The following is a 24,985-nucleotide window of genomic DNA, read 5'->3' as shown; positions in this document are numbered from 1 at the left end:
CCATATGCTGCAAACCTTCTCTATAGTGAGAAGGAATTTTTACAGGAGGTGGACAGCATGCCATTAACGCCGCTGGACATACATAACAAGGAATTCTCCCGACGCTTGCGTGGGTATGACGAGGATGAAGTCAATGAATTCCTGGATCAAGTCATCAAAGATTACGAAGGCGTCATTCGCGAGAACAAGGAGCTGAGCAATCAGTTGCTGTCCGTTCAGGAGAAGCTGGATCATTTTGCTACCATCGAGGAGACTCTTAGCAAAACGATCATCATTGCGCAGGAAGCTGCTGACGATGTGAAGAATAACGCAAAGAAGGAAGCTCAGTTAATTGTGAAGGAAGCAGAGAAAAATGCAGACCGAATCGTTAACGAAGCGCTTGGCAAGTCCCGTAAGATTGCTTTGGAAGTGGAAGAACTGAAGAAGCAGGCATCCATCTATCGTGCGCGTTTCCGTACGCTCGTTGAAGCTCAGCTTGAATTGCTGACACAGGATGGCTGGGAAGCACTGGAGAGCCGTGAGCAGGAAGTGCGTGACCGTGAGCGGGAGATGAAAGAGATTTATTAGTCTGCCGCCCGGTTGACTTTTGCGGGTAAAGAAGCTATAACTATATTCATATTGAATAGTGATTCCATGACGGGCTCAGTACGTTATGATCTCATCCCTCAGAGAGTTGGTGTCTGGTGCAAACCAACGGATGAGTTATAGCCGAATATCCTCCCGGAGAAGTGACGCTGAAGCGGTGAATGCATTGCCGTGTGTAAGCTGAACCGTAAGCCGTACGTTATAACGGTACCCTGCAGTAGTTTAGCGGGGCTTAAGCGCTGTTGATGACAGAGCATACTCGGGGTAACCTGAATGTGGTTTGTGATGAACAGAATTAGGGTGGTAACGCGAGATGAACCTCGTCCCTTTCCAGGGATGAGGTTTTTTGTGTTCTAAAACGGTGAGCGGAATCTATGAGCTACGATGGTGTATGTTTAATGTTTTACAATCGATTCATCTTAACAAAAGGAAGGAAGTTGAACAGCATGCAACGAGTTGATGTCAAAGAAAAAGCACGTGCAAGAGAACTGCGTGTGTTAGATAAATGGAAAACGGAGAATACGTTTAAACGCTCCATTGAGAACCGGGAAGGCAAGCCGAACTTCGTATTTTATGAAGGCCCACCTACAGCCAATGGTAAACCACATATCGGTCACGTGCTTGGTCGTGTAATTAAAGACTTTGTTGGACGTTACAATACGATGAAGGGTTACCGCGTTGTGCGTAAAGCGGGATGGGATACACACGGCTTACCTGTAGAGCTTGGAGTTCAGAAAAAATTGGGTATCTCCCACAAGTGGGAAATTGAAGATTATGGCGTGGAAAAGTTTATCAACGAATGTAAAGCAAGTGTTTTTGAATACGAGCAGCAATGGCGTGATTTGACGGAAGGGATCGGATACTGGACGGATATGAATAATCCGTACATCACCCTCGACAACAACTACATCGAGAGTGTGTGGAACATCCTAGCGACGATCCATGAGAAAGGTTTGTTGTACCGCGGTCACCGCGTAAGTCCATACTGCCCTTCTTGCCAAACAACATTGAGTTCGCATGAAGTTGCACAAGGATACAAGGACGTTAAAGATTTGAGTGCGACGGCAAAATTCAAGCTGGATGACAGCGGAGAATTCGTACTGGCCTGGACGACGACCCCTTGGACATTGCCTTCTCACGTTGCACTTGCTGTAAACCCGGCAATGGACTACTCTCGTGTACGTCAAAATGATGAAGTGTATATCATGGCGACGAACTTGGTGGAGAAAGTTATGAAAGATAGCAAAGGCGATTATGAGATCATTGGTGCACTGAAAGGTGCAGACTTGGTAGGTAAAACGTACAGCCCGCCATTTAACTACGTAGAGGCCGAGAAAACCAACATCATTCTGGGGGCAGGATTTGTAACAGACGCAAGTGGTACGGGTATTGTTCACATGGCTCCTGCACATGGTGAAGATGACTACCGTGTCTGCCGTGAGAATGGCATCAGTTTTGTGAACATGGTTGACCTGGAAGGCAAGTTTGTAGCACAAGTTACTGATTTTGCAGGTCGTTTCGTGAAGGACTGCGACATCGACATTGTGAGATACTTGTCTGAGCATGGCCGTCTGTTCAGCAAAGAGAAATATGAGCACAGCTACCCGTTCTGCTGGCGGTGTGATACTCCACTTCTCTATTACGCTATGGACAGCTGGTTTATCCAAACAACAGCAATCAAGGATCAGTTGATTGCAAACAATAGTGAAGTGGAATGGTATCCGGGTCATGTGCGTGAAGGACGATTTGGGAAGTTCCTTGAGGATCTCGTGGACTGGAATATCAGCCGTGACCGTTACTGGGGAACACCGCTTAACATCTGGGTGTGTGAAGAGACAGGCGAACAGTTTGCTCCTCATAGCATTGCTGAGTTACGTGCGCGTGCGGTAGGCGATGTGCCGGAAAACCTCGAGTTGCATAAGCCGTATGTAGATGAAGTGAAGGTGCTCAGCTCTTGCGGCAAATACGAAATGAAGCGTACACCTGAAGTCATCGATGTATGGTTCGACAGCGGCTCCATGCCGTTTGCGCAGCAACATTATCCTTTTGAAAATCAAGAAGTGTTTGAGCAGCAATATCCTGCAGATATGATCTGTGAAGGGATTGACCAAACGCGCGGCTGGTTCTACAGCCTGCTCGCGGTATCTACACTTTTGACAGGCAAAGCGCCTTATAAAGCTGTTATGGCAACAGGACACGTACTGGACGAAAATGGCCAAAAGATGTCCAAATCCAAAGGTAATGTTATCGATCCTTGGGAAGTTATCGAGGAGTACGGTACGGACGCATTCCGCTGGGCGTTGTTGTCTGACAGTGCACCGTGGAACAGCAAACGTTTCTCCAAAGGCATCGTAGGAGAAGCGAAGTCCAAAATGGTGGATACGCTGGTGAACACTCATGCATTCCTGACGCTGTACGCAACGATCGATGGATTCGATCCACAGGAACATCCATTCCAAGTGTCTGCTCACAAATTAGATCGCTGGATTCTGTCCAGATTGAACAGCCTGATCCTTGTGGTAGAAAAAGCATTGTCCGTGAACGACTACCTGAACTCTTCCAAAGCGATCGAAGCCTTTGTAGATGAGCTCAGTAACTGGTATATCCGCCGTTCCCGTGATCGCTTCTGGGGAAGTGGTTTGACAGAGGATAAACTGGATGCGTATCGTACCCTTACCGAAGTGCTCGTGACTACAGCGAAGCTGGTTGCGCCATTCACTCCAATGCTGGCTGAGGATATTTACCTCAACCTGACAACGGGCGAAAGTGTGCATATGGATGACTATCCTGTAGCGAATGAAGCATTAATCGATGCGGCTTTGGAGCAAGATATGGAAACAGCTCGCCGCGTTGTTGAGCTTGCTCGTAACGTTCGTAACGAGACTGGTATCAAAACGCGTCAGCCATTGTCCGAGTTGATCGTATCCCTTGACAAAGGCTTTGATCTGGCAAGTTATGAAGAGATCATCAAGGAAGAGATCAACGTCAAAGGAATTCGTACAGAGCATAACGATGCCGAGTTTGTTGATTTTACACTCAAGCTGAACCTTAAAGTCGCGGGTAAAAAATACGGCAAAAACGTAGGTTTCCTGCAAAACTTGTTCAAAGGCATGACGGCGGATGAGACCCGTAAAGTGGTAGCGGAAGGTGCATTTAACGTCGTTTCTCCAGAAGGCGAGGAACTACAGGTGACGGATGAGGAGTTGCTGGTTGAGAAACAGGCTAAATCGGGCTTTGCTTCTGCATCCGGTTATGGTTTGACGGTAGCCCTCAACACAGAGATCACAACGGCGCTGGAGCAAGAAGGCTGGGTTCGTGAAGTGGTTCGTGCGGTACAGGATACTCGTAAACGTCTGGATCTGCCAATCGAGAAAAGAGTGCGCCTGACGCTGGATGTGGATGCCGATCTTCAAGCAGCTATTGAAGCATTTGACGATGTTCTGCGTGAAAATGTACTGGTGACTGACGTGACATTTGGTAAGGTGGATGGCATGGAGCAAGTAGAAGCCGGAGGCAAAGGCATCGGAATCTTTATTGAAGCGTAGTGAACAAGAATAAGTAAGATTAAAATAAATGAGCCACAGCTAAGGGGCAATTCCTGAAGCTGGGCTCATTTGTTTTTGTTTGTTTTTCCACAGATCGGGCAATGATTAAATTGTGCGGTTCTTTTTAAAAAAGTAACACGTTCGTTTGATCTATATTGATGCAAGGATTGGAGCGAAACATGAGCAAACAGGATAAGTCAGCTGAGTCCAGTGCAACAGAAACAGCGGAAATAGCTAAGGTGGACACACCGCATGATAAAATTGAAGAATTACATACGTTAACCAACCGTCTTGCGAGTGAGCTGGAGCGTTCACGTATTGCCCAATATACGGAATTGCTAAATCGGCCGTGGAAGCTAATTGGGCTGAATCTCTTGTCCGGTGCAGCCAGAGGTGTAGGAATTGCCATCGGATTTACTTTTTTCGCGGCCACCATTATCTATGTGTTACAGGTTCTTGGTGCATTAAATCTACCCATCGTAGGAGATTATATTGCTGATATTGTACGAATCGTACAAAGGCAGCTTGATATGAACACGTATTGAAAAATAAGGCCTTTAGATGGCTCACCTGTAAACTCAATACGTGTCATCGTCATCTGAGTTTGGTTCAAGTAATCCTAAGCCCTCACCCTTCTCCAGGTACTGTCGGTATTGGCGATTACGTACAATGGAAACATCGTGACCGTAAATATCCGTTGCGACAAAGCTTTCGTAAGCTTCAACAAAACCGTCCAGCTCTTCCGTAGCTTCAATAGCCATCACATCGTAGCTGTCGATATCACCGCTTTCAGCCATTGCCGGGGAATTCGAGCTACCCCAACTCTCCACGATCTGCCAAGCGTCTTCGCCGTCAAAACCATTCTGATCATCCCGCTCGTCCAGACTGGTACGTCCAAATGATGGGGCGAGGAACTCTTCTTCCACAGGCCGATTTTCGGAAACGATGGTTTCCGGTTGATGCTTTTTACAGTACTTTGTGTATGGAACGGCCTCCATACGCTCATAAGGGATCGGTTGCTGGCAGACAGCGCATGTACCGTAATGACCTTCTTCAATCGAGTGCAGGGCGGAATCAATACGTTCGAGTTGAAATTCATCATGCTCCAGCAAGGAGATGTCTTTTTCTCGTTCATATACCTCTGTGGCAAGATCACCAGGATGATTATCAATCGGTGACAGTTCACCTGTTTGTAGTTTTAATGAGTCTCCAAGGCCGTAGTGTTCGTTCTCTGACAACCGGTGTTCGATATCCCGTTTATCTGACAAGAGCTGGGAACGCAATGATTGCATTTGCTCGGTTGTAAAATGTGACATGGCTTTCCCCTTTCTATTCCATTTGGAATCCGGTTTTTTCTCCGTTCTAGGATGTGCCTTTTGGAGCAGGATTACAGAAGGCAAATGTTATCGGTTTTTCCAATCCGCCTAAGCCAATATTGCTTCGCAAGGTTGCCACGTCATGGACGATCTCTGAATAGCTGTGCTACAATAAATAAGTCTGGCGAATGCTTGGTATCGCTGGAAAAGACAAGAACGGAGTGACAACAAACGTGGTGTATTATATCCTTGCTTTTATCGTATTTCTAGTGGATCAGGGAACAAAGTATCTGATTGCTACCCGAATGGAGCTTAGAGAAGAAATTCCGGTCATTGGTAATTTTTTTGTCATCACTTCCCATCGAAATTCAGGTGCAGCGTTTGGTATCCTGCAGGATCAACGCTGGTTCTTTATTGTGGTGACCATTATTGTGGTTGTCGCCTTGATTTGGTATTTGCAAAAAGTAAAAGATACCCCGCACAAATTGCTACCAGTAGCGCTTAGCCTAGTGCTTGGAGGAGCGATTGGTAACTTCCTTGACCGTGCGTTGACGGGGGAAGTTGTAGACTTTGTGCAGCTTAATTTTGGGAGTTACACGTTTCCGATTTTCAACATTGCTGACTCGGCCATCTGTATCGGGGTAGCTTTGATTATTGTGGAGACATTATTGGAAGGACGTCGTGAAAAAGCGGCCGCGAAGATTGAAGGGAATGAGCATCATGAGTAATTTGAATGAGGAACAACGCAATAACGATGAGCAATTTAATGGCGAGGAACGTATGGAATGGATCGTTGCCGCTGAACATAAGAAGGAACGTGTGGATAAATATATTACAGATGCTGTAGATAACGTGTCTCGCTCGCAAGTGCAACTATGGATTGCAGATGGTGCAGTTACAGTCAATGGTTCTCTAGTGAAGTCCAATGCGAAGCTGTCAGAAGGAGATCAGATCGTATTACAGATTCCCGAGCCTGCTGCGGTGGAGATTATTGCGGAAGATATCCCGCTTGAAGTGGTTTATGAAGACAGTGATCTGATTGTCATTAACAAACAACGTGGACTGGTCGTACATCCTGCACCGGGGCATACATCAGGAACACTTGTGAACGCTCTAATGTACCATTGCAAGGATCTTTCCGGTATTAACGGAGAACTGCGTCCAGGGATCGTACATCGGATTGACAAGGACACGTCAGGCTTGATTATGGCGGCCAAAAACGATCGGGCGCATGCTTCACTAGCTGCCCAGTTGAAGGAACACAGTGTGAACAGACGTTATATTGCACTCGTTCATGGGCATCTTAGTCATGATCAAGGTACCATCGATGCACCGATCGGACGGGACACGAATGATCGTAAAATGTACACAGTCACCGAACGTAACAGTAAACATGCAGTGACTCATTTTACAGTGACGGAGCGCATCAACGATTATACCTTGCTCGAATTAAAGCTCGAAACAGGGCGTACCCATCAGATCCGGGTGCATATGAAATTTATAGGTCATCCTCTTGTTGGTGATCCGACGTACGGGCGGAACAAAGGTATCAAAATGAATGGACAGGCTCTGCATGCGGCAACACTTGGTTTTGTGCATCCTTCCACAGGAGAATACATGGAATTCAGTGCACCGATTCCGCAGGATATGGAAGATGTACTCGCTTCGCTGAGAAGCCGCTAACCTTTGAAGAAAGTACAAATGTTCGGATATTTTGTCCATGGTGTTGAATGCTCAAATGCTTCATATTAAAACATGAGAAATTTGCGTCAAAATGAGGAGATGAACACATTATGAGTATCGATAAATATCAGGAAACGTATATCCAAACTAATTTTGCCGACCGTATCGGCGGCTCCAACTATGGTAAAGACACGAACATCTATAAATTCGAAAAAATCAAACGTGCGAAAGCTTCGGCCAAAAAAGACTTTCCCGATGTCGAACTGATTGACCTTGGGGTTGGTGAACCCGACGAGATGGCTGACGCAGGCATCGTTGCTGCACTTGCTGCAGAAGCAGCTAAACCAGAGAACCGCGGGTATGCCGATAATGGTATTCCTGAATTCAAGACAGCAGCAGCTGCTTACCTGAAAAACGTATTTAACGTGGATGGTATTGATGCGGATACAGAAATCGTACATTCCATCGGTTCCAAACCGGCTTTGGCAATGTTACCTTCTTGCTTCATTAATCCAGGTGATGTAACGATTATGACTGTGCCTGGTTATCCTGTAATGGGCACACACACGAAATATTTGGGTGGAGAAGTATTCAATATTCAATTGACCAAAGAGAACAACTTCTTGCCTGATCTGACAGCTATTCCTGAAGATATCGCTAAACGTGCAAAATTGCTTTATCTGAACTATCCAAATAACCCGACTGGTGCAAGTGCAACAGTGGAGTTCTTTACAGAGGTCGTTGAATGGGCGAAAAAATACAATGTCGTTGTTGTGCACGATGCTCCATATGCAGCATTGACGTATGATGGCAAAAAGCCTTTCAGTTTCCTTTCTGTACCGGGAGCCAAAGATGTAGGTGTAGAACTGCACTCTCTCTCCAAATCTTACAACATGACAGGTTGGAGAATTGGCTTCGTAGCCGGTAATCCTCTCGTTGTCAAAGCATTCAGTGATGTGAAGGACAACAACGATTCCGGTCAATTCATCGCGATTCAGAAGGCAGCGGCTTACGGATTGAATCATCCTGAAATTACGGAGAAAATTGCAGAAAAGTATTCCCGCCGTCACGATATGCTGGTTGCAGCACTCAACGAGCTGGGCTTCCAAGCAGAGAAACCAAAAGGTTCTTTCTTCCTTTATGTTGAAGCACCAAAAGGTGTGGTCGGTGGACGTCGCTTCGAGTCAGGAGAAGACTTCTCCCAATTCCTGATTCGTGAGAAGCTGATTTCATCCGTGCCTTGGGATGATGCAGGTAACTTTGTTCGTTTCTCCGTTACATTCATTGCGAGTGGCGAAGAAGAAGAGAAACGTGTTATTGCTGAAATCAAACGTCGTCTGAGTGACGTAGAGTTTGAATTTTAATTCAAACATGCGCTAATATAGACTATAAAGAGTAAAAAGAGACCGGAAACGGTCTCTTTTTTATGTCAAAATATATCCTTTATCCTCTTTACAAAAATAACCAAGCAACTTATGATTAAGTCTTTACGTTATTTGTATAGACTAATCCGTTAGAATTGTTGTTGAAAGGAGTTATTGCTATTGTTTTCATCACGGCAAGATACCGCATCTTCTGCTGTAGGTAATGCTGGAACCGTTTCTGGTTTGTTTAAATTGCTAAGGCCTAAACAGTGGACAAAAAATTTGCTGTTATTTGCAGCATTGTTATTTTCATTTGAGGAAATCCGAACGGAGACCATTGTTTCAACAGTGATTGGCTTTCTGTTATTTAGCCTTGTTGCAGGATGTGTGTATATACTGAACGACTATGTAGATCGGGAACGGGATAGGCAACATCCGACTAAGAAATTCCGTCCAATCGCTTCAGGGCAGGTTAATCCTACACATGCAATAGTATTCGGAATGGCTCTCCTTGTGTTTTCCTTGGGAGCTGCTTTTGTGATGAATCCGTTGTTCGGTGTATTGTGCATTGTGTATTTCCTACTGAACGTATCTTATTCTTTTGTACTGAAACATCTCGTTATTCTGGATATGATGACTATTGCGGCAGGTTTTGTGCTTCGTGCAATTGCTGGTGGTGTATTGATTCATGTGCCGTTCACCCCTTGGTTTCTGATTTGCACGATGTTGTTATCGCTGTTCCTTGCGATTGGTAAACGGAGAAATGAACTTACATTGCTCGAAGGCAACACAGGATCACATCGTAAAGTGCTGGATAATTACTCGATAACGTTACTGGATCAGTTCAACACGATCGTCACGACAGCAACCATCATCAGTTATTCACTGTTCACCTTTACGTCAGATCGCACTATTCATCTGATGTGGACCATTCCACTGGTGATTTATGGCATGTTCCGGTATTTGTATCTTATCCATATGAAAAATCAGGGCGGATCACCGGACCGGGTTTTATTTGAGGACAAGCCTATCCTGATTACGGTTATTTTGTATGTAGTGAGTGTGATTACGATTTTTGCCATTTTCGAATGATCATAGAGAGATTTAGTATAGAGGGGGATCAGGGTGAAACGAACGAAGGTTGCCATCTTTGATATCGATAAAACGATTATACGCAGTGACTCCATGTTTCAATTTGTATTTTATAGTGTGCGACGTTATCCTTGGCAAGTATGGCGTCTGCCTGTCATTGCATTTCATACCTTCCTATTCAAAGCGGGTATTATGACGGTTGAACGAGTTAAACGTTCCTATTTTCAAGAAATCAAACGTATGTCTGAAAAAGACCTGGAGCATTTTTTCGATACCCACCTCCGACCTTCCATATTTACGGAGGCGAGTGTAGAGATGCAACATCGGAAGGAAGCTGGATATCACGTGTTGCTCGTAACGGCTTCTCCGCATGCGTATATGAAGTATTTCAAAAATTTCCCTTGGGTCGATCATGTGATCGGAACCGAACTTGTTCGACATGAGAATGGTTATACCTGCATCATTGAAGGTGCCAATTGTAAGGGAGAAGAAAAGGTACGCCGGATTCAAGCTTATTTGGCCGAGAAAAACATGGAAATTGATTATGAGCAATCCTGCTCCTACTCCGATTCTTTATCTGATCTTCCCGTCATGCAGCTTGTGCGTCAGCGGTATTTTGTAAATAAACGTGTTCCTGAGATGGAGGCGTTGACGTGGGGGAAATAGGTTCACGTCACACGGGCAAATGGTTGATGCTGGCTTCTGCTTTCCTGACGGCGACAGGGCAATTGTTCTGGAAGTGGGGATTGACGGAGTGGATCTACATGGGTGTGGGTTTTCTATGTTACGGCATGGGAGCCATTTTGATGATTAAGGCATTCGCGCGCGAAAAGCTCTCGGTAGCCTATCCGCTCATGTGTGCCAGTTATGTTTTTGCTTTAATCTATGGATATTTCTTGCTTGGTGAAGAAATTACGGTACAAAAGCTTGCGGCTGTTGTGCTCCTGGGAATCGGGGTGACGTTAACCAGTGTGGATCGATAGTTGGATGATTGCTGTGTTAATCGTGATGACCCTATGCGGAGCGATGGGCGGGGCTGGGTTGAAATTTTACGCAACGAGTCGTAAACGACTACATGTGCTGATCGGACTTGGTTTTTATGGAACGGGTGCACTGCTTAACATTGTGTTACTGAAGTTTCTACCTTTAACCGTGGTGTTGCCTGCGAACGCTTTAACCTACGTCTGGACCCTTATTATTGCAAGGTGGGCTTTTAAGGAGACGGTAGGACCAATGAGATGGATCGGCGTTATCTGTATAATGGGCGGGCTATGCTTGCTGGTACTCTAGACCGGATTTTATATTTCTAATCTTTATCATTAACTATTGGATGTGAACGCATGAAATTTCTAGATTACATATTTTATGACCGTAGAGTGACTTGGACTGCTTTTGTTTTGTTCGCCGGTTTTGCTCTTTTTTATGGTTTGATGAATGGTTCTTATATTATGTATATCAGTCAAAACGCAGAGATGCTGGGAAAATATACACCGTTTAATACAGCAGTATTTCCCCTTAACCTGTTTAATTTTGATCCTTCGATGTATTACGGAGACAACAGTTCTTCGGTTATTCATCCTTTAATATCTTATTTGGCCGTTACGCTCGGAGCTATTTCCAAGCTGCTGGGGGGCAATTGGTTTTTTCTGATTTTACAATCCCTTGTGAATGCAGGTTCAGTTGTTCTGGTTTTTATTTTTCTTAGCCAAAATGAAAAGAAATCTACACATACACCGTTGTTGTTCGCGTTGCTGTTCGGGTTCAGCTCGTACCTTATGTTTACAGCTTTTATCCCGGACTCGTATCCGTATGTGCAGTTTGTTATTCTTCTGTCCGTCCTATACTTGCAGTATTCGCGTGCACAGCAGGACGTCCGTTATGTCCCGAATGCACTACTTGCGACAATTAACTTTGGATTAACTTCGACTAATATCGTACCGTTTGCCGGAGCTGTCTTCTTTAATATGCAGGCATGGCGTAGTAAGGCAGGTTGGAAAAAATATATCGGCATTATGTCACTCGCCGTACTGATGATTGTGGTGTTAACAGCCATTCAGTATGTTGCATTTGGCGGCCGAAGCTGGATAAGCAACTGGTTGTTAGGTATTCAAAATGGGGGCACGAGTTATGCGACACCTTTCCAGTGGGCGGCACATTATAAAGCGTTAGTATTGCTGACCATCAATCCGATGTTATCTCCCCAAGTGTACTTGCTTGATCCGGGTATGGTCGCATTTGTCACAGACCTTACCCGCTCTAATCCGCTTTATGTTCAAATTACGGGTATATTTCTTTTGTTCCTTGCGCTAGCAGGTTTCATTCGTGGTATACGCGAGCGCAGTGTGTGGACGTTAATGCCGTACATTATATTTGCTTTCCTGCTTCACCTTGTTGTAGGGTTCGGGCTAGCTGTGTATCAGTATGATATGTACCTGTATGCCGGACATTATTTGTTTGCTTTTTATCTGCTTGGTGGTATGTTTATCAGCAGTCTGCGCTCCGGGTTGGGTAAAAAAGTACTGATTGGACTGCTCGTAGCATCCTTGCTCGTCACGGTTGGCAACAACATCTATCGTCATTTTGAAACCCTGTCGACGATTAAACAATCTTATGAACAGCTGGAAGAGCAACGTTCAGCACAGCGATGAGCAGATCGGGAAAGAATTGAAAGAACAGCGTGGCACAGCACATGATGATATCCTGTGTAGTAATACAAAAAGAAAAAGGCTTCTTGAACTTACGTTCAAGAGGCCTTTTTTGCGAAACTCAGGTACTGCTAAATACACAAATCAAGCAATGATTTTCGTTTTTTTCGCATTTTCAGCAGAACGTTTCGTTAAGCTGCTTAATGGTCGTTTTAACAAGAGAGCAAGAATAAGACTAAGCGCTATGAACAGACATAACCACAGGATGTCCTTTATGGCTGTTGACCATAGAATACCACCGACAGCTTCACGTAGCAGACTGATAGCATAAGTGAACGGCATGAACGGATTTAACGCTTGAAAAAAGGGCGAAGTCATGCTGATCGGGAAAGTACCACCCGAACTGGAGAACTGAAACACCATGAAGATGATAGCGATGCCTTTGCCAATATTACCGAATACAGATAAAAGCGTATATGTGATCGTGACAAACACTGCACTCACTAGCATGGCAAATACAATAAACAACCATTGATCTGCGACATATGTTCCCAGAATCCAGATGTCTCCCGCTGTAACGCATATCGCCTGCAATAAACCAACGGTTAGGAAAGTAGCTAGGCGACCGAGATACAGTTCATATCCGCGGTATGCGCCCTCCGGGTTTTCTGCTTCCGCACGCAACAGGGATATTAACAATGTTGAACCTACCCATAGTGATAATACGGCATAGAATGGTGACATCGCTGAACCGTAATTCGGAATGGAATACAGGTGTTGTTCCTTAATCTGTACTGGACTCGCGAGGAATGCACTTTCCTCTTCAATATCCCCCCGCAACAATTTGGCGAGCTCGGCAAATTGATTATTGCCCTCGACTTCTCTTAATTTCTCGGCAGCCTTGCGGATTGCACTTTCCAGCTCTGGCAAGTCCTTACGAACAAGAGTAGCTACGCGATGTACTCCTTGTTGCACATCGGGCAGTTGATGCTGCACAAAGCTGGACGCTTTGCTAATTTGCTTCTCAGCCTGAGGCAGATCATTACGAACAAAATCGGCAGCCGCATTTAATTTATCCTCCAGCTTGGGCATATCACGTTGAATAAGGGAAGACACCACATGCCAAGCACGGATAAAGGATTCACTCTTAGTGCCAACGGTTTGTGAAATCTCATGTACCTTAGCCTGAATGTCGGGTAGATCACCCTGAATTTTTTCCAGCTCCGTTTGACCAAATTGAATGCCCTCCTTCGCTGTAGCGAGAATTGCTGCAATGTCGGGAAGACGCTCCTTTGCTGCTTGCAACGTATTAGCTGACGTAGAGAGAACAGACTTTAGCTGATCGGTTGCATCCGTAAGCGCAGGAACAATCTGGCTATCAAAGGTGCTTAGGAAGCGATCGATCCCGGTGTTAATGTTTCTATTCATTTCATTTAATCGGGCAACAACATCTGCGGGAGGGATTGTATTCTCGCGCAAGGCTGTACTGATGATTCCGGCCAGTTTTATTTGTTGCTGAAGTTGTTCGGATATCGTTTGTAATTGCTGTATCCTTGTTGCCAGTGGATGAGAGGGCAATAGAGCATCGATTTTGCCTAACAGATCAGACATACTATCCATGATTTTTACTGCAGTGCCTAGACGAGAAGTAAGACGGTCGATGTCATCAGCGCTTGGCAACTTACTCCAATCGGTTCCTTTTAATTGTTCGAACATATCGCCAGCTACGTTTGTTATTTGTTGCACGAACATCAGATTTTGCCGAATCGTTGGCGTAATCGATTGGAAAGCTTCCTGACTGGAACTTGCAAATTGATTTAATCCATTAGCAAACTGCACTGCGTTATCAGAAATTTCGGACACCTTATCCAAATCCTGCTCAGCATCAGAAACGATAGCAAGAGCTTGATTGGTCTTATCCAGGGCGGTTTGAATCACTCCAGAAACTTGTCCGAAGTTGGCATCAACCTCTTGAATGCGGGCGACGGCTTGCTCTATTTCCGGTATTCGATCTTGTAAGGCTACCACCTCTGAAGCAGCCGCTTTAATCTGAGGCCAATATTGCTGTACTTTTAGTACATATCCAGCAGCTTCATTAATTTCAGGCAGTCTTTTCTCTAATTCAACAATTTTATGAGCCTGTTTTACAATCTCCGGCATGGCTTGGTCAACTTCGAGCACTTTCTGACCAGCTGTCTGGATTTCAGGCAGATTTTTCTCCAGCAAAAAGATGCCACTTTCCATTTTGCGTAGCGTTGGCAACTGTGCATTAATCTCTACGCCAGCTTCCTTCAGCTTGGTAAGCACTGCTTCACTGACGGCTTCAGTAAAATTCTCATTAATCTGCGTTGTAATGGCGGATACGCCCGAACCGGTTATTTTGGGAGCGATGGCATTGACCTTTTCATTGACTGTGTATATGACTTCCGGCCGATCCAGTTTTCCATCCACAATGCCCGTGATCCGTGATGAAAAATCAGCAGGAATGAGCAGGCTGGCATAATACTCACCGGTCTGAACACCTCGGTTAGCCTCGGCTTGATTCACAAATGTCCATCCCAGCTTGTGGTTGTGACTTAAACTATTCATTAACTCATCGCCAATATTAATGGCAGTACCCGTAACTGTGGCACCCTTGTCTTCACTAGTTACGGCGATTTTGATGCCTTGTGTATTACTGTACGGGTCCCAAACGGATTTGACATTTACCCAGTCGTATACACCTGGCAGTAATATGATTGCGACGATCAGAAATATACCTGTGGGTACTTTGAAAATATGTAGCCAGTCTGTCTTGTAAATTTGCCATATGTGACGCATGGTGTCCTCCTTCAAAATAATGAAGGGAGCTATAACAGTGGAGGGATAAGGTCACCTTCCTTACGTTGTTACTCCCTAAGCTATATGTATATCGGAAAAAAGGCGGATTTAATAAATGAACGTGTGTATAAACTTCCCCAATTGAAAGGAGACTGATTCATCGACTTCATAGATTCAGGAGAAGTGTTTGAAAATAGGGGACAGGTGGTGTTATTTGGATTAGAAACAGGTTGTAATTGTCTATGGATAAATATGCAGGTTTGTTGTATAATTATAAATGACGAATGACATGTGATGTGACATGGATGTTTTGTCGCCTAAATGCTGATTCTAATAAGACGAAGCAGAGGATTTGCACCTGCGATGGTGAGGTGTTGACAGAGGGTTGTCTTTCTGTCATAATTCATGAAGACAAACGGGCATATTGAGATAGAACTCTGTGAGGTTCCTCATATGCACGACATGAATAGCACCTTTAAATCAGTCCCGTGAGACTGGCAAGGTAACGTGAACGATTCATCATTTATTTGCTGCGGCAGATATAATGATGCATCCCGAGAGTAAACTTTCTTCAGCGACGTCTGAAGTTCGGAGACTCCTTGCCAATAAACACGGCAAGGAGTCTTTTTTGTTCTCCTCGTCACGGGGCCATGGTTTCAAAGGAAAATCCTGAGGAGGCTGAACGCATGAGCACAGAGACACATGTCATTATGGATGAAACGGCGATTCGCCGCGCATTGACAAGGATTGCCCATGAAATATTGGAGAAGAACAAAGGCATCGACGATTGCGTGCTGGTTGGAATCCGCACCCGCGGAGTGTATCTGGCCGAACGAATCGCCGCCAAGATCGAAGAGATTGAAGGCGCCAAAGTTCCCTGGGGGGAACTTGATGTAACCCTCTATCGTGATGACCGACTGGATGATAACCAGGCGAATCGCAAGGAACTGTTGATTATGACACCTGAATCACTTTCCATTCATAACAAAAAAGTGATTTTGTTCGATGATGTGCTATATACCGGACGCACAATACGAGCTGCGATGGATGCGCTGATGGACTGTGGAAGACCACAGAACATACAGCTGGCGGTACTTGCAGACCGTGGACACCGGGAACTACCGATCAGACCTGATTTTATTGGCAAAAACGTGCCGACATCCAAATCAGAAGAGATCGAGGTTGCACTCATGGAGACAGACGGACAGGATGAGGTCAAAATCATACAGAACCGAGGGGAGCAGGCATGATGATTACACAGACAGCGCTGAAAGACCGAAGCTTGCTTGGATTAAAAGACATTAGCCGTGACGAGATCGAGTCGATTTTGAACCGTGCAGCCCACTGGGAAGCCCAGAAGGAAAAACTCGTGCCGGTCCTGGAGTCCCGCTTTGTAGCGAACATGTTCTTCGAGAACAGTACCCGCACCCGATTTTCATTTGAAATGGCAGAGAAGCGACTGGGAGCTCAAGTGTTGAACTTCACAGCAGCTGCCTCAAGTGTAGAAAAGGGCGAGTCGATCTACGACACGGTTCGAACACTTGAATCCATGGGGATCGATGCAGGGGTCATTCGCTTGAAACCGGCTGGTGTCTTGCAACAACTGGCTCAGAAGGTCAGTGTGCCGCTAGTGAATGCGGGAGATGGCAATAATGAGCATCCGACGCAGGCGCTCCTTGATCTCTACACGATGCGGAAGGCATTTGGTGAGCTGAAAGGTTTACGTGTCTCAATCATCGGAGATATCATGCATAGCCGGGTAGCACGCTCTAACTTGTGGGCACTGCAAAAGTTTGGTGCAGATGTACGTTTCTGCGCACCGCAAACAATGCAGGCGCCAGAGCTTGCAGAGCACGCACCTTATGTAGGTCTTGAAGAAGCGCTGGATGCTGATGTAGTCATGATGCTCAGGGTTCAACTGGAACGTCATCAACATGGCCTGATCACTTCAGCTGAGGATTATCGCGAACACTACGGATTGACGGAAGAACGGGCATCACGCCTGAAGCCAAGTACGATTATTATGCACCCTGCTCCTGTGAACCGTAACGTTGAAGTGGATGATGCGGTTGTAGAGAGCGAAGCTTCACGAATTTTCCCACAGATGGCAAACGGAGTTCCGATCCGCATGGCGGTTATGGAACGTGCGATGAAGCTGTAACAGGGCCTAGCATAGAGTCATAGGCTGGCGAGACGATGTTCTTGCACACCAATGAAGAGAGAGTAGACGATAAAACATTCATCTAGCGGATCTACCCTGCTGGACAGAACCGAAGCGGAGGGCAATTATGGTACAGGTGATAAAAAACGCAAACGTCTTGAATCAACAAGGGGAACTTGAACGGAAAACCATTCTTATAGAAGAAGGTAAAATTAAAACGATCGCTGGCCCGGAAGATGAAATCGTACGGAACGCCGAGAAGTCAGCAGAGCAGGTAACGGATGCATCAGGCAAGCTGGTGATTCCTGGATTAATCGATATGCACGTGCATCTACGCGAGCCTGGATTCGAACATAAAGAGACGATCGAAACAGGAGCTCTCTCCGCTGCACAAGGCGGGTTTACAACCATTGCCTGCATGCCAAATACAAGACCGGTAACCGACACACCTGAGGTTGTAGAACTGGTACTGAACAAAGCTAAGGAAGCAGATCTGGTTAAAGTGTTGCCCTATGCGGCGATTACCAAAAACGAACTAGGCCGTGAATTGACCGACTTTGCCGCATTAAAAGAAGCGGGTGCGATTGGCTTCACGGACGACGGCGTAGGTGTGCAGAATGCGCAAATGATGAAGGATGCTATGAGCCTCGCAGCCAGCATGGATATGCCCGTGATTGCCCATTGTGAGGATGATTCTCTGGTAGTTGGCGGGTATGTCACCGAAGGTGAATTCTCCAAACGCCATGGCATCAAAGGCATCCCGAACGAGTCCGAAGCCATTCACGTAGGCCGCGACATTCTGCTAGCAGAAGCAACAGGGGTACACTACCATGTGTGCCATGTCAGTACAGAACAATCGGTTCGTCTGATTCGTCTTGCGAAATCGATCGGCATCAAGGTGACTGCAGAGGTATGTCCGCACCACCTCGTTCTATCTGATGAAGACATCCCAGGCATGGATGCCAATTGGAAAATGAACCCACCGCTACGCTCGCCACGTGATGTGCAGGCTTGTATCGAAGGTTTGCAGGATGGAACCCTCGATATGATCGTGACCGACCATGCACCGCATAGTGAAGAAGAGAAAGCAAAGGGCATGGAGCTTGCACCATTTGGTATCGTTGGATTCGAAACGGCCTTCCCGTTACTCTACACGAAGTTTGTTCAAACAGGATTATGGACTTTAGACTTCCTGGTAAAACGTATGACGGCTGATCCGGCTCGCGTATTTAGACTGGATACGGGCAAGCTGGAAGCAGGAGCACCTGCCGACCTGACGATGATTGATCTGAATCAGGAGAAGGCGGTTGACCCGGCAACGTTCGCAACAAAAGGCAGAAACACACCGTTCACAGGCTGGAAGCTGAAAGGCTGGCCGGTACAAACATGGGTGGATGGCAAAAGTGTATGGAATAACACGTTAGAGCAATAAAACAGCAATATGCTGACGTAACACATCGTTAAAAAGATACAATGGCACTCATAACAACTATTTTTTAACGAACTAAAAGCTTGATCAGTAAACACTTTTTATGAACAAACTCAAGGCAAGTCAAGCCTTGAGTCAAAATAGACGCAACAAAGAAAAGTTGAATCCTGCTTTTGAACATAGACGCGGGACGTAACTGCGGAGTGGGCAGAAAGAACCCGAAGAAGCGAAGCGCTCGCCTTTATCAACGAATTACTCCATTTGAAAAATGGAATTAAAGTAATTCGGGGATAACAGCGATCGCAGGGTTTTCTGACCATGAAGCTACAGCTAACGTACATCACTTATGTTCAACTCCAAGAATTCAACTTGGATAAACACAGAGGGAGTGAAATGGGATGCAGGGACAGGCAAGATTATTGTTGGAAGACGGCACGCTGTTCACCGGAAAAGCATTTGGTGCGGAAGGTGAAACGACAGGAGAGGTCGTTTTTAATACGGGAATTACAGGCTATCAAGAGGTACTTTCAGATCCTTCATACTGTGGCCAGATCGTAACGATGACGTATCCATTGATCGGTAACTACGGAATTACCCGGGATGACTTTGAGTCGATTCGTCCATACGTGCACGGTTTCGTGGTACGACGTCATGAGCCAACGCCGAGCAACTGGCGTGCAGAGTACAGCGTGGATAATCTGCTGAAAGAATACGGCATCGTAGGGATCAGCGAGATTGATACACGGATGTTGACTCGCCGGATTCGTCACCACGGTACAATGAAGGGAATTCTCACAACAGGATCGAAACCTGTCGAAGAACTGCTGGAGATGATGGGGGACACTACGATTGAGCAATTGCGTAACCAGGTGCCTATGACATCAACAGAGCATGTGTACAATAGCCCGGGAACAGCAGAACGTATCGTACTGGTCGACTACGGCGCAAAAACAGGGATTTTGCGTGAACTCAGCAAACGTAACTGTGACGTTGTCGTCGTGCCTCATGACGTAACTGCTGACGAGATTCGTCGCCTGAACCCGGATGGCATTCAATTGTCCAACGGCCCTGGGGACCCGAAAGACGTACCTCATGCCGTGAACATGATCAGCGAGTTGCTCGGTGAATATCCGATCTTCGGTATCTGCTTGGGTCACCAGTTGTTCGCCCTGGCAGCAGGCGCAGACACGGAAAAACTCAAGTTTGGACACCGCGGAGGCAATCACCCGGTTAAGGAACTGGAGAGTGGACGTTGCTTCATCACATCCCAAAACCATGGTTACACGGTAAACGAAGAGTCTGTGAAGAGCACAGATCTTGAAGTTACACATATCAACAATAATGACAAGACCATCGAAGGTCTGAAACATAAAAAATATCCTGCCTTCTCCGTACAATATCACCCGGAGGCAGCGCCAGGACCTTATGATAACAGCTACCTGTTTGATCGTTTCATCGAGATGATTCGTGAGCACAAGATCACTAACCCGCAAAAGCCGCGTCAAGCCGTATTGGCAGCCGCAGTGAAAGGAGCGCAATAACATGCCGATTAACAAAGATCTCAAAAAAATCCTGGTGATTGGTTCCGGTCCAATCGTCATCGGTCAAGCAGCCGAGTTCGACTATGCCGGTACGCAAGCTTGCCAGGCTCTGAAAGAAGAAGGCGTGGAAGTTGTACTCATTAACAGTAACCCTGCAACAATCATGACGGACACCAATATGGCTGACAAAGTGTACATTGAGCCAATTACGCTGGATTTTGTAACCCAAATCATTCGTCAGGAACGTCCGGACGGCTTGTTGCCAACACTGGGCGGCCAGACAGGTCTGAACATGGCTGTTGAACTCGCACGTGCGGGTGTGCTTGAACGTGAAAACGTGAAATTGCTCGGAACACAACTGACGTCCATCGAAAAAGCGGAAGACCGCGATCTGTTCCGTGACCTGATGCGTGAGCTGGAACAACCTGTACCAGAAAGTGTCATCGTTACAACGCTGGAAGAATCGCTGGAGTTTGCTGGTGAGATCGGTTATCCAATCATCGTACGTCCGGCCTATACCCTTGGCGGAACAGGCGGCGGAATCTGTGCGAACGAAGAAGAACTGCGCGAAACCGTGGCAGCCGGAATTCGTTACAGCCCGATTGGTCAATGTCTGGTAGAGAAGAGCATCGCCGGTATGAAAGAAGTCGAGTACGAGGTTATGCGTGACAAAAACGATAACTGCATCGTAGTCTGCAACATGGAAAACTTTGACCCGGTAGGCGTTCATACAGGTGACAGTATCGTTGTGGCTCCAAGCCAAACGTTGTCTGACCGTGAATACCAAATGCTGCGTTCCGCTTCCCTGAAAATCATCCGTGCCCTGAATATTGAGGGAGGATGTAACGTTCAGTTCGCGCTCGATCCGCACAGCTTCCAATATTACGTAATCGAGGTTAACCCGCGTGTAAGCCGTTCATCGGCGCTGGCTTCCAAAGCAACAGGTTATCCGATTGCGAAAATGGCTGCCAAAATCGCGATGGGTTACACACTGGATGAGATCGTTAACCCGGTTACAGGCCAAACCTACGCTTGCTTTGAGCCAACACTTGACTATATCGTAAGTAAAATTCCACGCTGGCCGTTCGACAAGTTCACATCGGCGAACCGGAAACTGGGTACACAGATGAAAGCAACAGGCGAAGTGATGGCGATTGGACGTACGTTTGAAGAGTCCATTCACAAAGCCGTTCGTTCCCTGGAGATCGGTGTACACCGTCTGTACCTGAAAGGTGCAGAAACACTGGATGAAACGACCCTGAACGAACGTCTGATGAAAGCGGACGATGAGCGCATGTTCCTGATCGCGGAAGCATTCCGTAGAGGGTATACGTTGCAGCAACTGCAGGATCTGACCAAGATTGACTGGTGGTTCCTGGATAAAATCGAAGGGCTCATTAAGTTCGAAGACCGCGTTCGCGCAGAATCCGAATTGACTTCCGAAACGCTTTATCAAGCGAAACGTCTTGGTTTTACGGACCGTGCTATCGCTGAACTGCGTGCCGAAGGTCAACCTGGAGGTACATTGACGACCGAATCAGAAGTCAGAGCACGTCGTGAAGAGCAGAACCTTCGTCCGGTTTACAAAATGGTAGATACCTGTGCGGCTGAGTTCGAAGCAACAACACCTTATTACTACTCGACATATGAGACAGAAAATGAAGTATTGCCTTCGGACAAGAAAAAAGTGGTGGTGCTTGGATCGGGTCCAATCCGCATCGGTCAAGGGATCGAGTTCGACTACTCGACAGTACATGCGGTATGGGCTTTGCAGAAAGCCGGATACGAGGCGGTTATTATCAATAATAACCCGGAGACTGTATCCACAGACTTTAACACTTCTGACCGCTTGTACTTCGAACCGCTGTTCTTCGAGGATGTCATGAACGTCATTGAACAAGAGCAACCGGTAGGCGTTATCGTGCAGTTCGGTGGCCAAACGGCAATCAACCTGGCAGCACCGCTGCGCAATGCAGGAGTAACGATCCTTGGAACAGATCTGGAAAGCATTGATGAAGCAGAGGATCGCAAGAAGTTCGAACGCCTGCTCTCCCGTCTGGAGATTGCACAGCCAAAAGGTAAAACGGTCACTTCCGTAGACGATGCTGTGGAAACAGCTCAATCACTTGGATATCCTGTACTCGTTCGTCCTTCGTATGTCCTGGGCGGTCGTGCGATGGAGATTGTATACTCCGATGCGGAACTCTTGACTTACATGGAGCAAGCGGTAAAAATCAATCCAGAGCATCCGGTTCTGATCGACCGTTACATGCTGGGTAAAGAGGTGGAAGTAGACGCCATCTGTGACGGTGAAACGGTACTGGTTCCAGGCATCATGGAGCATATCGAACGCGCAGGGGTACACTCCGGTGACTCGATTGCGGTATATCCACCGCAGCATCTGTCGGCAGATCTGAAAGAAAAAATTGTAGAGATCACGATCAAAATTGCCAAGGAACTGAAAACCATCGGTCTGGTTAACATTCAGTTTGTTATCCACGAGGGTCAGGTTTATGTTATCGAGGTTAACCCGCGTTCTTCCCGGACGGTTCCTTTCCTGAGTAAAGTAACCAACATTCCAATGGCGAACCTGGCAACACAAGCGATCTTGGGTGTGAAACTGAAAGACCTGGGTTATGTAGATGGTCTGTGGCCGGAAGCGGATCACGTATCGGTAAAAGTACCTGTGTTCTCCTTCGCGAAGTTGCGCCGTGTTGAACCGACTCTCGGACCTGAGATGAAATCAACAGGTGAGGTTATGGGACGTGACCCGAACTATGCAAAAGCTCTGTTTAAAGGTCTGATCGGTGCGGGAATGAAAATTCCAGCAACTGGAGCCATTGTGGTCACTGTCGCAGACAAAGACAAGGACGAAGCAGTACCTTTGCTCGAAGGTTTCTACAGACTGGGATACAAAATCATGGCAACTGGCGGAACGGCAGCTGCGCTTCAAGCGGCTAACATTCCAGTAACCGTTGTGAACAAATTGAGCGAAGGCTCACCTAACATTCTCGATATGATCCGCAGTGGTGAAGCGAACTTTGTGTTCAATACCTTGACTAAAGGTAAAACGCCACAACGTGACGGATTCCGTATCCGCCGTGAAGCGGTTGAGAATGGTGTGGTATGTATGACTTCCCTGGATACCATTCGTGCGTTGCTGATTATGCTACAAACGATCAACTTCTCCTCGGAGGCTATGCCAGCCTTTGTATAATGAATAGTCACTTGATGAAGGACATCAGTCAGCCTGCGGGCTGGCGGGATGTCCTTTATATCGGGCAAAAACGGAAAAAATGAGCACGCGGAAGGGGCGCTGGGATATGAATCACCCGAATTTCAATGAAATGGCTGGACGTCTGATGGTTGCACTCGATTATCCGGGGGCAGATGAGGCACAGAAACTGGTACAGGCTCTTGAGGGTATTCCTTGTTATCTCAAGGTTGGCATGCAGCTTTTCTATGCAGCGGGTCCGGACTTTATTCGGGAATTGAAAGCGAGAGGGTACTCCGTGTTTCTTGACGTGAAAATGCATGATATTCCAAACACCGTGCGTGGCGGAGCCGAAAGCATCACACGTCTTGGAGTGGACATGTTTAATGTACATGCGGCGGGTGGGGCCAGCATGATGCGTGCAGCACGTGAAGGCGCGGAAGCTGCCCTTGCTGCAGATCCTTCGCTGAGAAGACCTGAGATTATTGCTGTGACACAATTGACCAGCACCAGTCTGAAAACGATGAATAACGAGATCGGTATCCCTGGGAGTGTAGAGCAAGCGGTAGTTCGTTATGCCGGGCTGGCTCAGGAGGCCGGACTGGATGGTGTGGTGGCTTCTCCGCTCGAAGTGCCAGCAATCCGGGTAGCATGTGGCAGTGATTTCCGCACGGTAACCCCCGGTATTCGTCCTGCAGGCAGTGGTCTTGGCGACCAGACACGTGTCCTGACACCAGGTGAAGCTATTAGCAGAGGCAGTCATTACATCGTTGTGGGCAGACCCATTACCGGTGCACCAAACCCGCGTGAAGCGGCAGAGACCATTTTGAAGGAGATGTTGAACGTATGATCGAACTTAGCCAAATTCCAAACCATATCGCTTCTCAGTTGCTAAAAATAAAGGCGGTGGCACTGCGTCCACAGCAACCATTCACATGGACATCCGGCATCAAATCACCAATTTATTGTGATAATCGTCTGACGATGTCTTATCCTGAGATTCGTAACGATATTGCCGAAGCTTTTGCCGCAATCATTCGTGATCAATATCCAGATGCTGAAGTGATCGCAGGTACAGCGACCGCGGGCATTCCACACGCTGCATGGGTAGCTCAGAAGCTGAATCTGCCGATGGCCTATATTCGAGATAAAGCGAAAGGTCACGGCAAGGAAAATCTGATTGAAGGTTTAATCAGCGAAGGACAGAAAGTAGTCGTGATCGAGGATTTGATTTCAACCGGAGGAAGTTCGATTAAAGCGGCAGAAGCTGTACGCGTAGCAGGAGCAACACCACTCGCAGTTCTTGCGATTTTCAGCTATCAGCTGGATAAAGGTGTGAAAGCGTTCGAGGAAGCCGGCATACCTCTACAAACGCTGTCCAATTATACAGCGCTGATGGATGTTGCGTTGGCTCAAGGAACCATTCAAGAGAGCGATTTTGCACTGCTTCAATCGTGGCGTGAAGATCCTTCTTCATTTGGTAAATAATATCATCCCATCAACAATAAACTGTTGCTCAGCAAACGGTATCAAAATTGTAATGATTCCCGTAATGACGGCAAAACTATCGAATAATCAAGAGGCATCCCG

At 46.6% G+C, this 24,985-nt stretch carries 20 protein-coding genes and 1 other annotated feature; of the genes, 18 read left to right on the top strand and 2 right to left on the bottom strand.

What is annotated here, in order from left to right; all coding sequences use genetic code 11:
- The first annotated feature begins 57 nt into the window (after window positions 1-57).
- From BLQ13_RS21595 to BLQ13_RS21585, 3 genes are all read left to right on the top strand, one after another.
- On the top strand, window positions 58-567 hold the full coding sequence (locus BLQ13_RS21595; protein WP_090923744.1) for a DivIVA domain-containing protein: 510 nt from the start codon (window positions 58-60) through the stop codon (window positions 565-567).
- 57 nt (window positions 568-624) lie between these two features.
- Window positions 625-916: a binding site (T-box leader), on the top strand.
- A gap of 115 nt (window positions 917-1,031) precedes the next feature.
- Window positions 1,032-4,130, top strand: coding sequence for an isoleucine--tRNA ligase (gene ileS, locus BLQ13_RS21590; protein ID WP_090923743.1), 3,099 nt, complete (start codon window positions 1,032-1,034; stop codon window positions 4,128-4,130).
- A gap of 179 nt (window positions 4,131-4,309) precedes the next feature.
- Window positions 4,310-4,675 (top strand): DUF5665 domain-containing protein, encoded by a 366-nt coding sequence (locus BLQ13_RS21585; protein ID WP_090923742.1) that lies wholly within the window; start codon window positions 4,310-4,312, stop codon window positions 4,673-4,675.
- 33 nt (window positions 4,676-4,708) lie between these two features.
- Here the strand turns inward: BLQ13_RS21585 and BLQ13_RS21580 are convergent, their stop codons facing one another.
- Window positions 4,709-5,446 (bottom strand): TraR/DksA C4-type zinc finger protein, encoded by a 738-nt coding sequence (locus BLQ13_RS21580; RefSeq protein WP_090923741.1) that lies wholly within the window; start codon window positions 5,444-5,446, stop codon window positions 4,709-4,711.
- 233 nt (window positions 5,447-5,679) lie between these two features.
- Between BLQ13_RS21580 and lspA the strand changes: the two genes are divergently transcribed.
- The 8 genes from lspA to BLQ13_RS21540 all read left to right on the top strand — a co-directional run bounded on the left by lspA (window position 5,680) and on the right by BLQ13_RS21540 (window position 12,233).
- On the top strand, window positions 5,680-6,174 hold the full coding sequence (gene lspA, locus BLQ13_RS21575) for a signal peptidase II (protein WP_090923795.1): 495 nt from the start codon (window positions 5,680-5,682) through the stop codon (window positions 6,172-6,174).
- A gap of 52 nt (window positions 6,175-6,226) precedes the next feature.
- Window positions 6,227-7,129, top strand: coding sequence for an RluA family pseudouridine synthase (locus tag BLQ13_RS21570; RefSeq protein WP_244159414.1), 903 nt, complete (start codon window positions 6,227-6,229; stop codon window positions 7,127-7,129).
- 110 nt (window positions 7,130-7,239) lie between these two features.
- Window positions 7,240-8,493, top strand: a complete 1,254-nt coding sequence (locus BLQ13_RS21565; RefSeq protein ID WP_090923739.1) for an LL-diaminopimelate aminotransferase — start codon at window positions 7,240-7,242, stop codon at window positions 8,491-8,493.
- 180 nt (window positions 8,494-8,673) lie between these two features.
- Entirely contained in the window at window positions 8,674-9,585 is a 912-nt protein-coding gene (locus tag BLQ13_RS21560; protein WP_090923738.1) for a decaprenyl-phosphate phosphoribosyltransferase, read from the top strand.
- Between the two features lie 33 nt (window positions 9,586-9,618).
- Window positions 9,619-10,251, top strand: a complete 633-nt coding sequence (locus tag BLQ13_RS21555) for an HAD family hydrolase (RefSeq protein WP_090923737.1) — start codon at window positions 9,619-9,621, stop codon at window positions 10,249-10,251.
- 26 nt (window positions 10,252-10,277) lie between these two features.
- Window positions 10,278-10,568, top strand: a complete 291-nt coding sequence (locus BLQ13_RS21550) for an EamA family transporter (protein ID WP_090923793.1) — start codon at window positions 10,278-10,280, stop codon at window positions 10,566-10,568.
- On the top strand, window positions 10,555-10,875 hold the full coding sequence (locus BLQ13_RS21545) for an EamA family transporter (RefSeq protein ID WP_244159409.1): 321 nt from the start codon (window positions 10,555-10,557) through the stop codon (window positions 10,873-10,875). Before BLQ13_RS21550 ends, BLQ13_RS21545 begins: the two co-directional genes overlap by 14 nt.
- A gap of 50 nt (window positions 10,876-10,925) precedes the next feature.
- Window positions 10,926-12,233 carry a DUF6080 domain-containing protein gene (locus BLQ13_RS21540; protein WP_090923736.1) on the top strand — a complete coding sequence of 436 codons (1,308 nt, stop codon included), beginning with the start codon at window positions 10,926-10,928 and terminating at the stop codon, window positions 12,231-12,233.
- A 141-nt stretch (window positions 12,234-12,374) separates the two neighbouring features.
- On the opposite strand, the gene BLQ13_RS21535 is transcribed toward BLQ13_RS21540, so the two are convergent.
- A complete protein-coding gene (locus BLQ13_RS21535; protein WP_090923735.1) occupies window positions 12,375-15,050 on the bottom strand; it encodes a YhgE/Pip domain-containing protein in 2,676 nt (891 codons plus the stop codon).
- Window positions 15,051-15,736: 686 nt separating this feature from the next.
- On the opposite strand from BLQ13_RS21535, the gene pyrR reads away from it, so the two are divergent.
- The 7 genes from pyrR (at window position 15,737) to pyrE (ending at window position 24,883) form a co-directional block, all read left to right on the top strand.
- Window positions 15,737-16,300 (top strand): bifunctional pyr operon transcriptional regulator/uracil phosphoribosyltransferase PyrR, encoded by a 564-nt coding sequence (gene pyrR / locus BLQ13_RS21530; RefSeq protein WP_090923734.1) that lies wholly within the window; start codon window positions 15,737-15,739, stop codon window positions 16,298-16,300.
- On the top strand, window positions 16,300-17,211 hold the full coding sequence (locus BLQ13_RS21525) for an aspartate carbamoyltransferase catalytic subunit (protein WP_418792763.1): 912 nt from the start codon (window positions 16,300-16,302) through the stop codon (window positions 17,209-17,211). Before pyrR ends, BLQ13_RS21525 begins: the two co-directional genes overlap by 1 nt.
- Window positions 17,212-17,338: 127 nt before the next feature.
- Window positions 17,339-18,643 carry a dihydroorotase gene (locus BLQ13_RS21520; RefSeq protein ID WP_090923732.1) on the top strand — a complete coding sequence of 435 codons (1,305 nt, stop codon included), beginning with the start codon at window positions 17,339-17,341 and terminating at the stop codon, window positions 18,641-18,643.
- 395 nt (window positions 18,644-19,038) lie between these two features.
- The gene (carA, locus tag BLQ13_RS21515; protein WP_090923731.1) at window positions 19,039-20,181 is read left to right on the top strand and encodes a glutamine-hydrolyzing carbamoyl-phosphate synthase small subunit; all 1,143 of its coding nucleotides are present in this window, start codon (window positions 19,039-19,041) and stop codon (window positions 20,179-20,181) included.
- A 1-nt stretch (window position 20,182) separates the two neighbouring features.
- Window positions 20,183-23,398: a carbamoyl-phosphate synthase large subunit gene (gene carB, locus BLQ13_RS21510; RefSeq protein ID WP_090923730.1), complete on the top strand. Its 3,216-nt coding sequence runs from the start codon at window positions 20,183-20,185 to the stop codon at window positions 23,396-23,398.
- A 106-nt stretch (window positions 23,399-23,504) separates the two neighbouring features.
- On the top strand, window positions 23,505-24,245 hold the full coding sequence (gene pyrF / locus BLQ13_RS21505) for an orotidine-5'-phosphate decarboxylase (protein WP_090923729.1): 741 nt from the start codon (window positions 23,505-23,507) through the stop codon (window positions 24,243-24,245).
- Window positions 24,242-24,883, top strand: a complete 642-nt coding sequence (gene pyrE, locus BLQ13_RS21500) for an orotate phosphoribosyltransferase (protein WP_090923728.1) — start codon at window positions 24,242-24,244, stop codon at window positions 24,881-24,883. The genes pyrF and pyrE overlap by 4 nt, the downstream gene beginning before the upstream one ends.
- Window positions 24,884-24,985: the final 102 nt, after the last annotated feature.

This window comes from Paenibacillus polysaccharolyticus (assembly GCF_900102085.1).
In the GTDB taxonomy this organism is placed as follows: Bacteria; Bacillota; Bacilli; order Paenibacillales; family Paenibacillaceae; genus Paenibacillus; species Paenibacillus polysaccharolyticus.
This window is presented reverse-complemented; position numbering and strand designations above follow the sequence as displayed.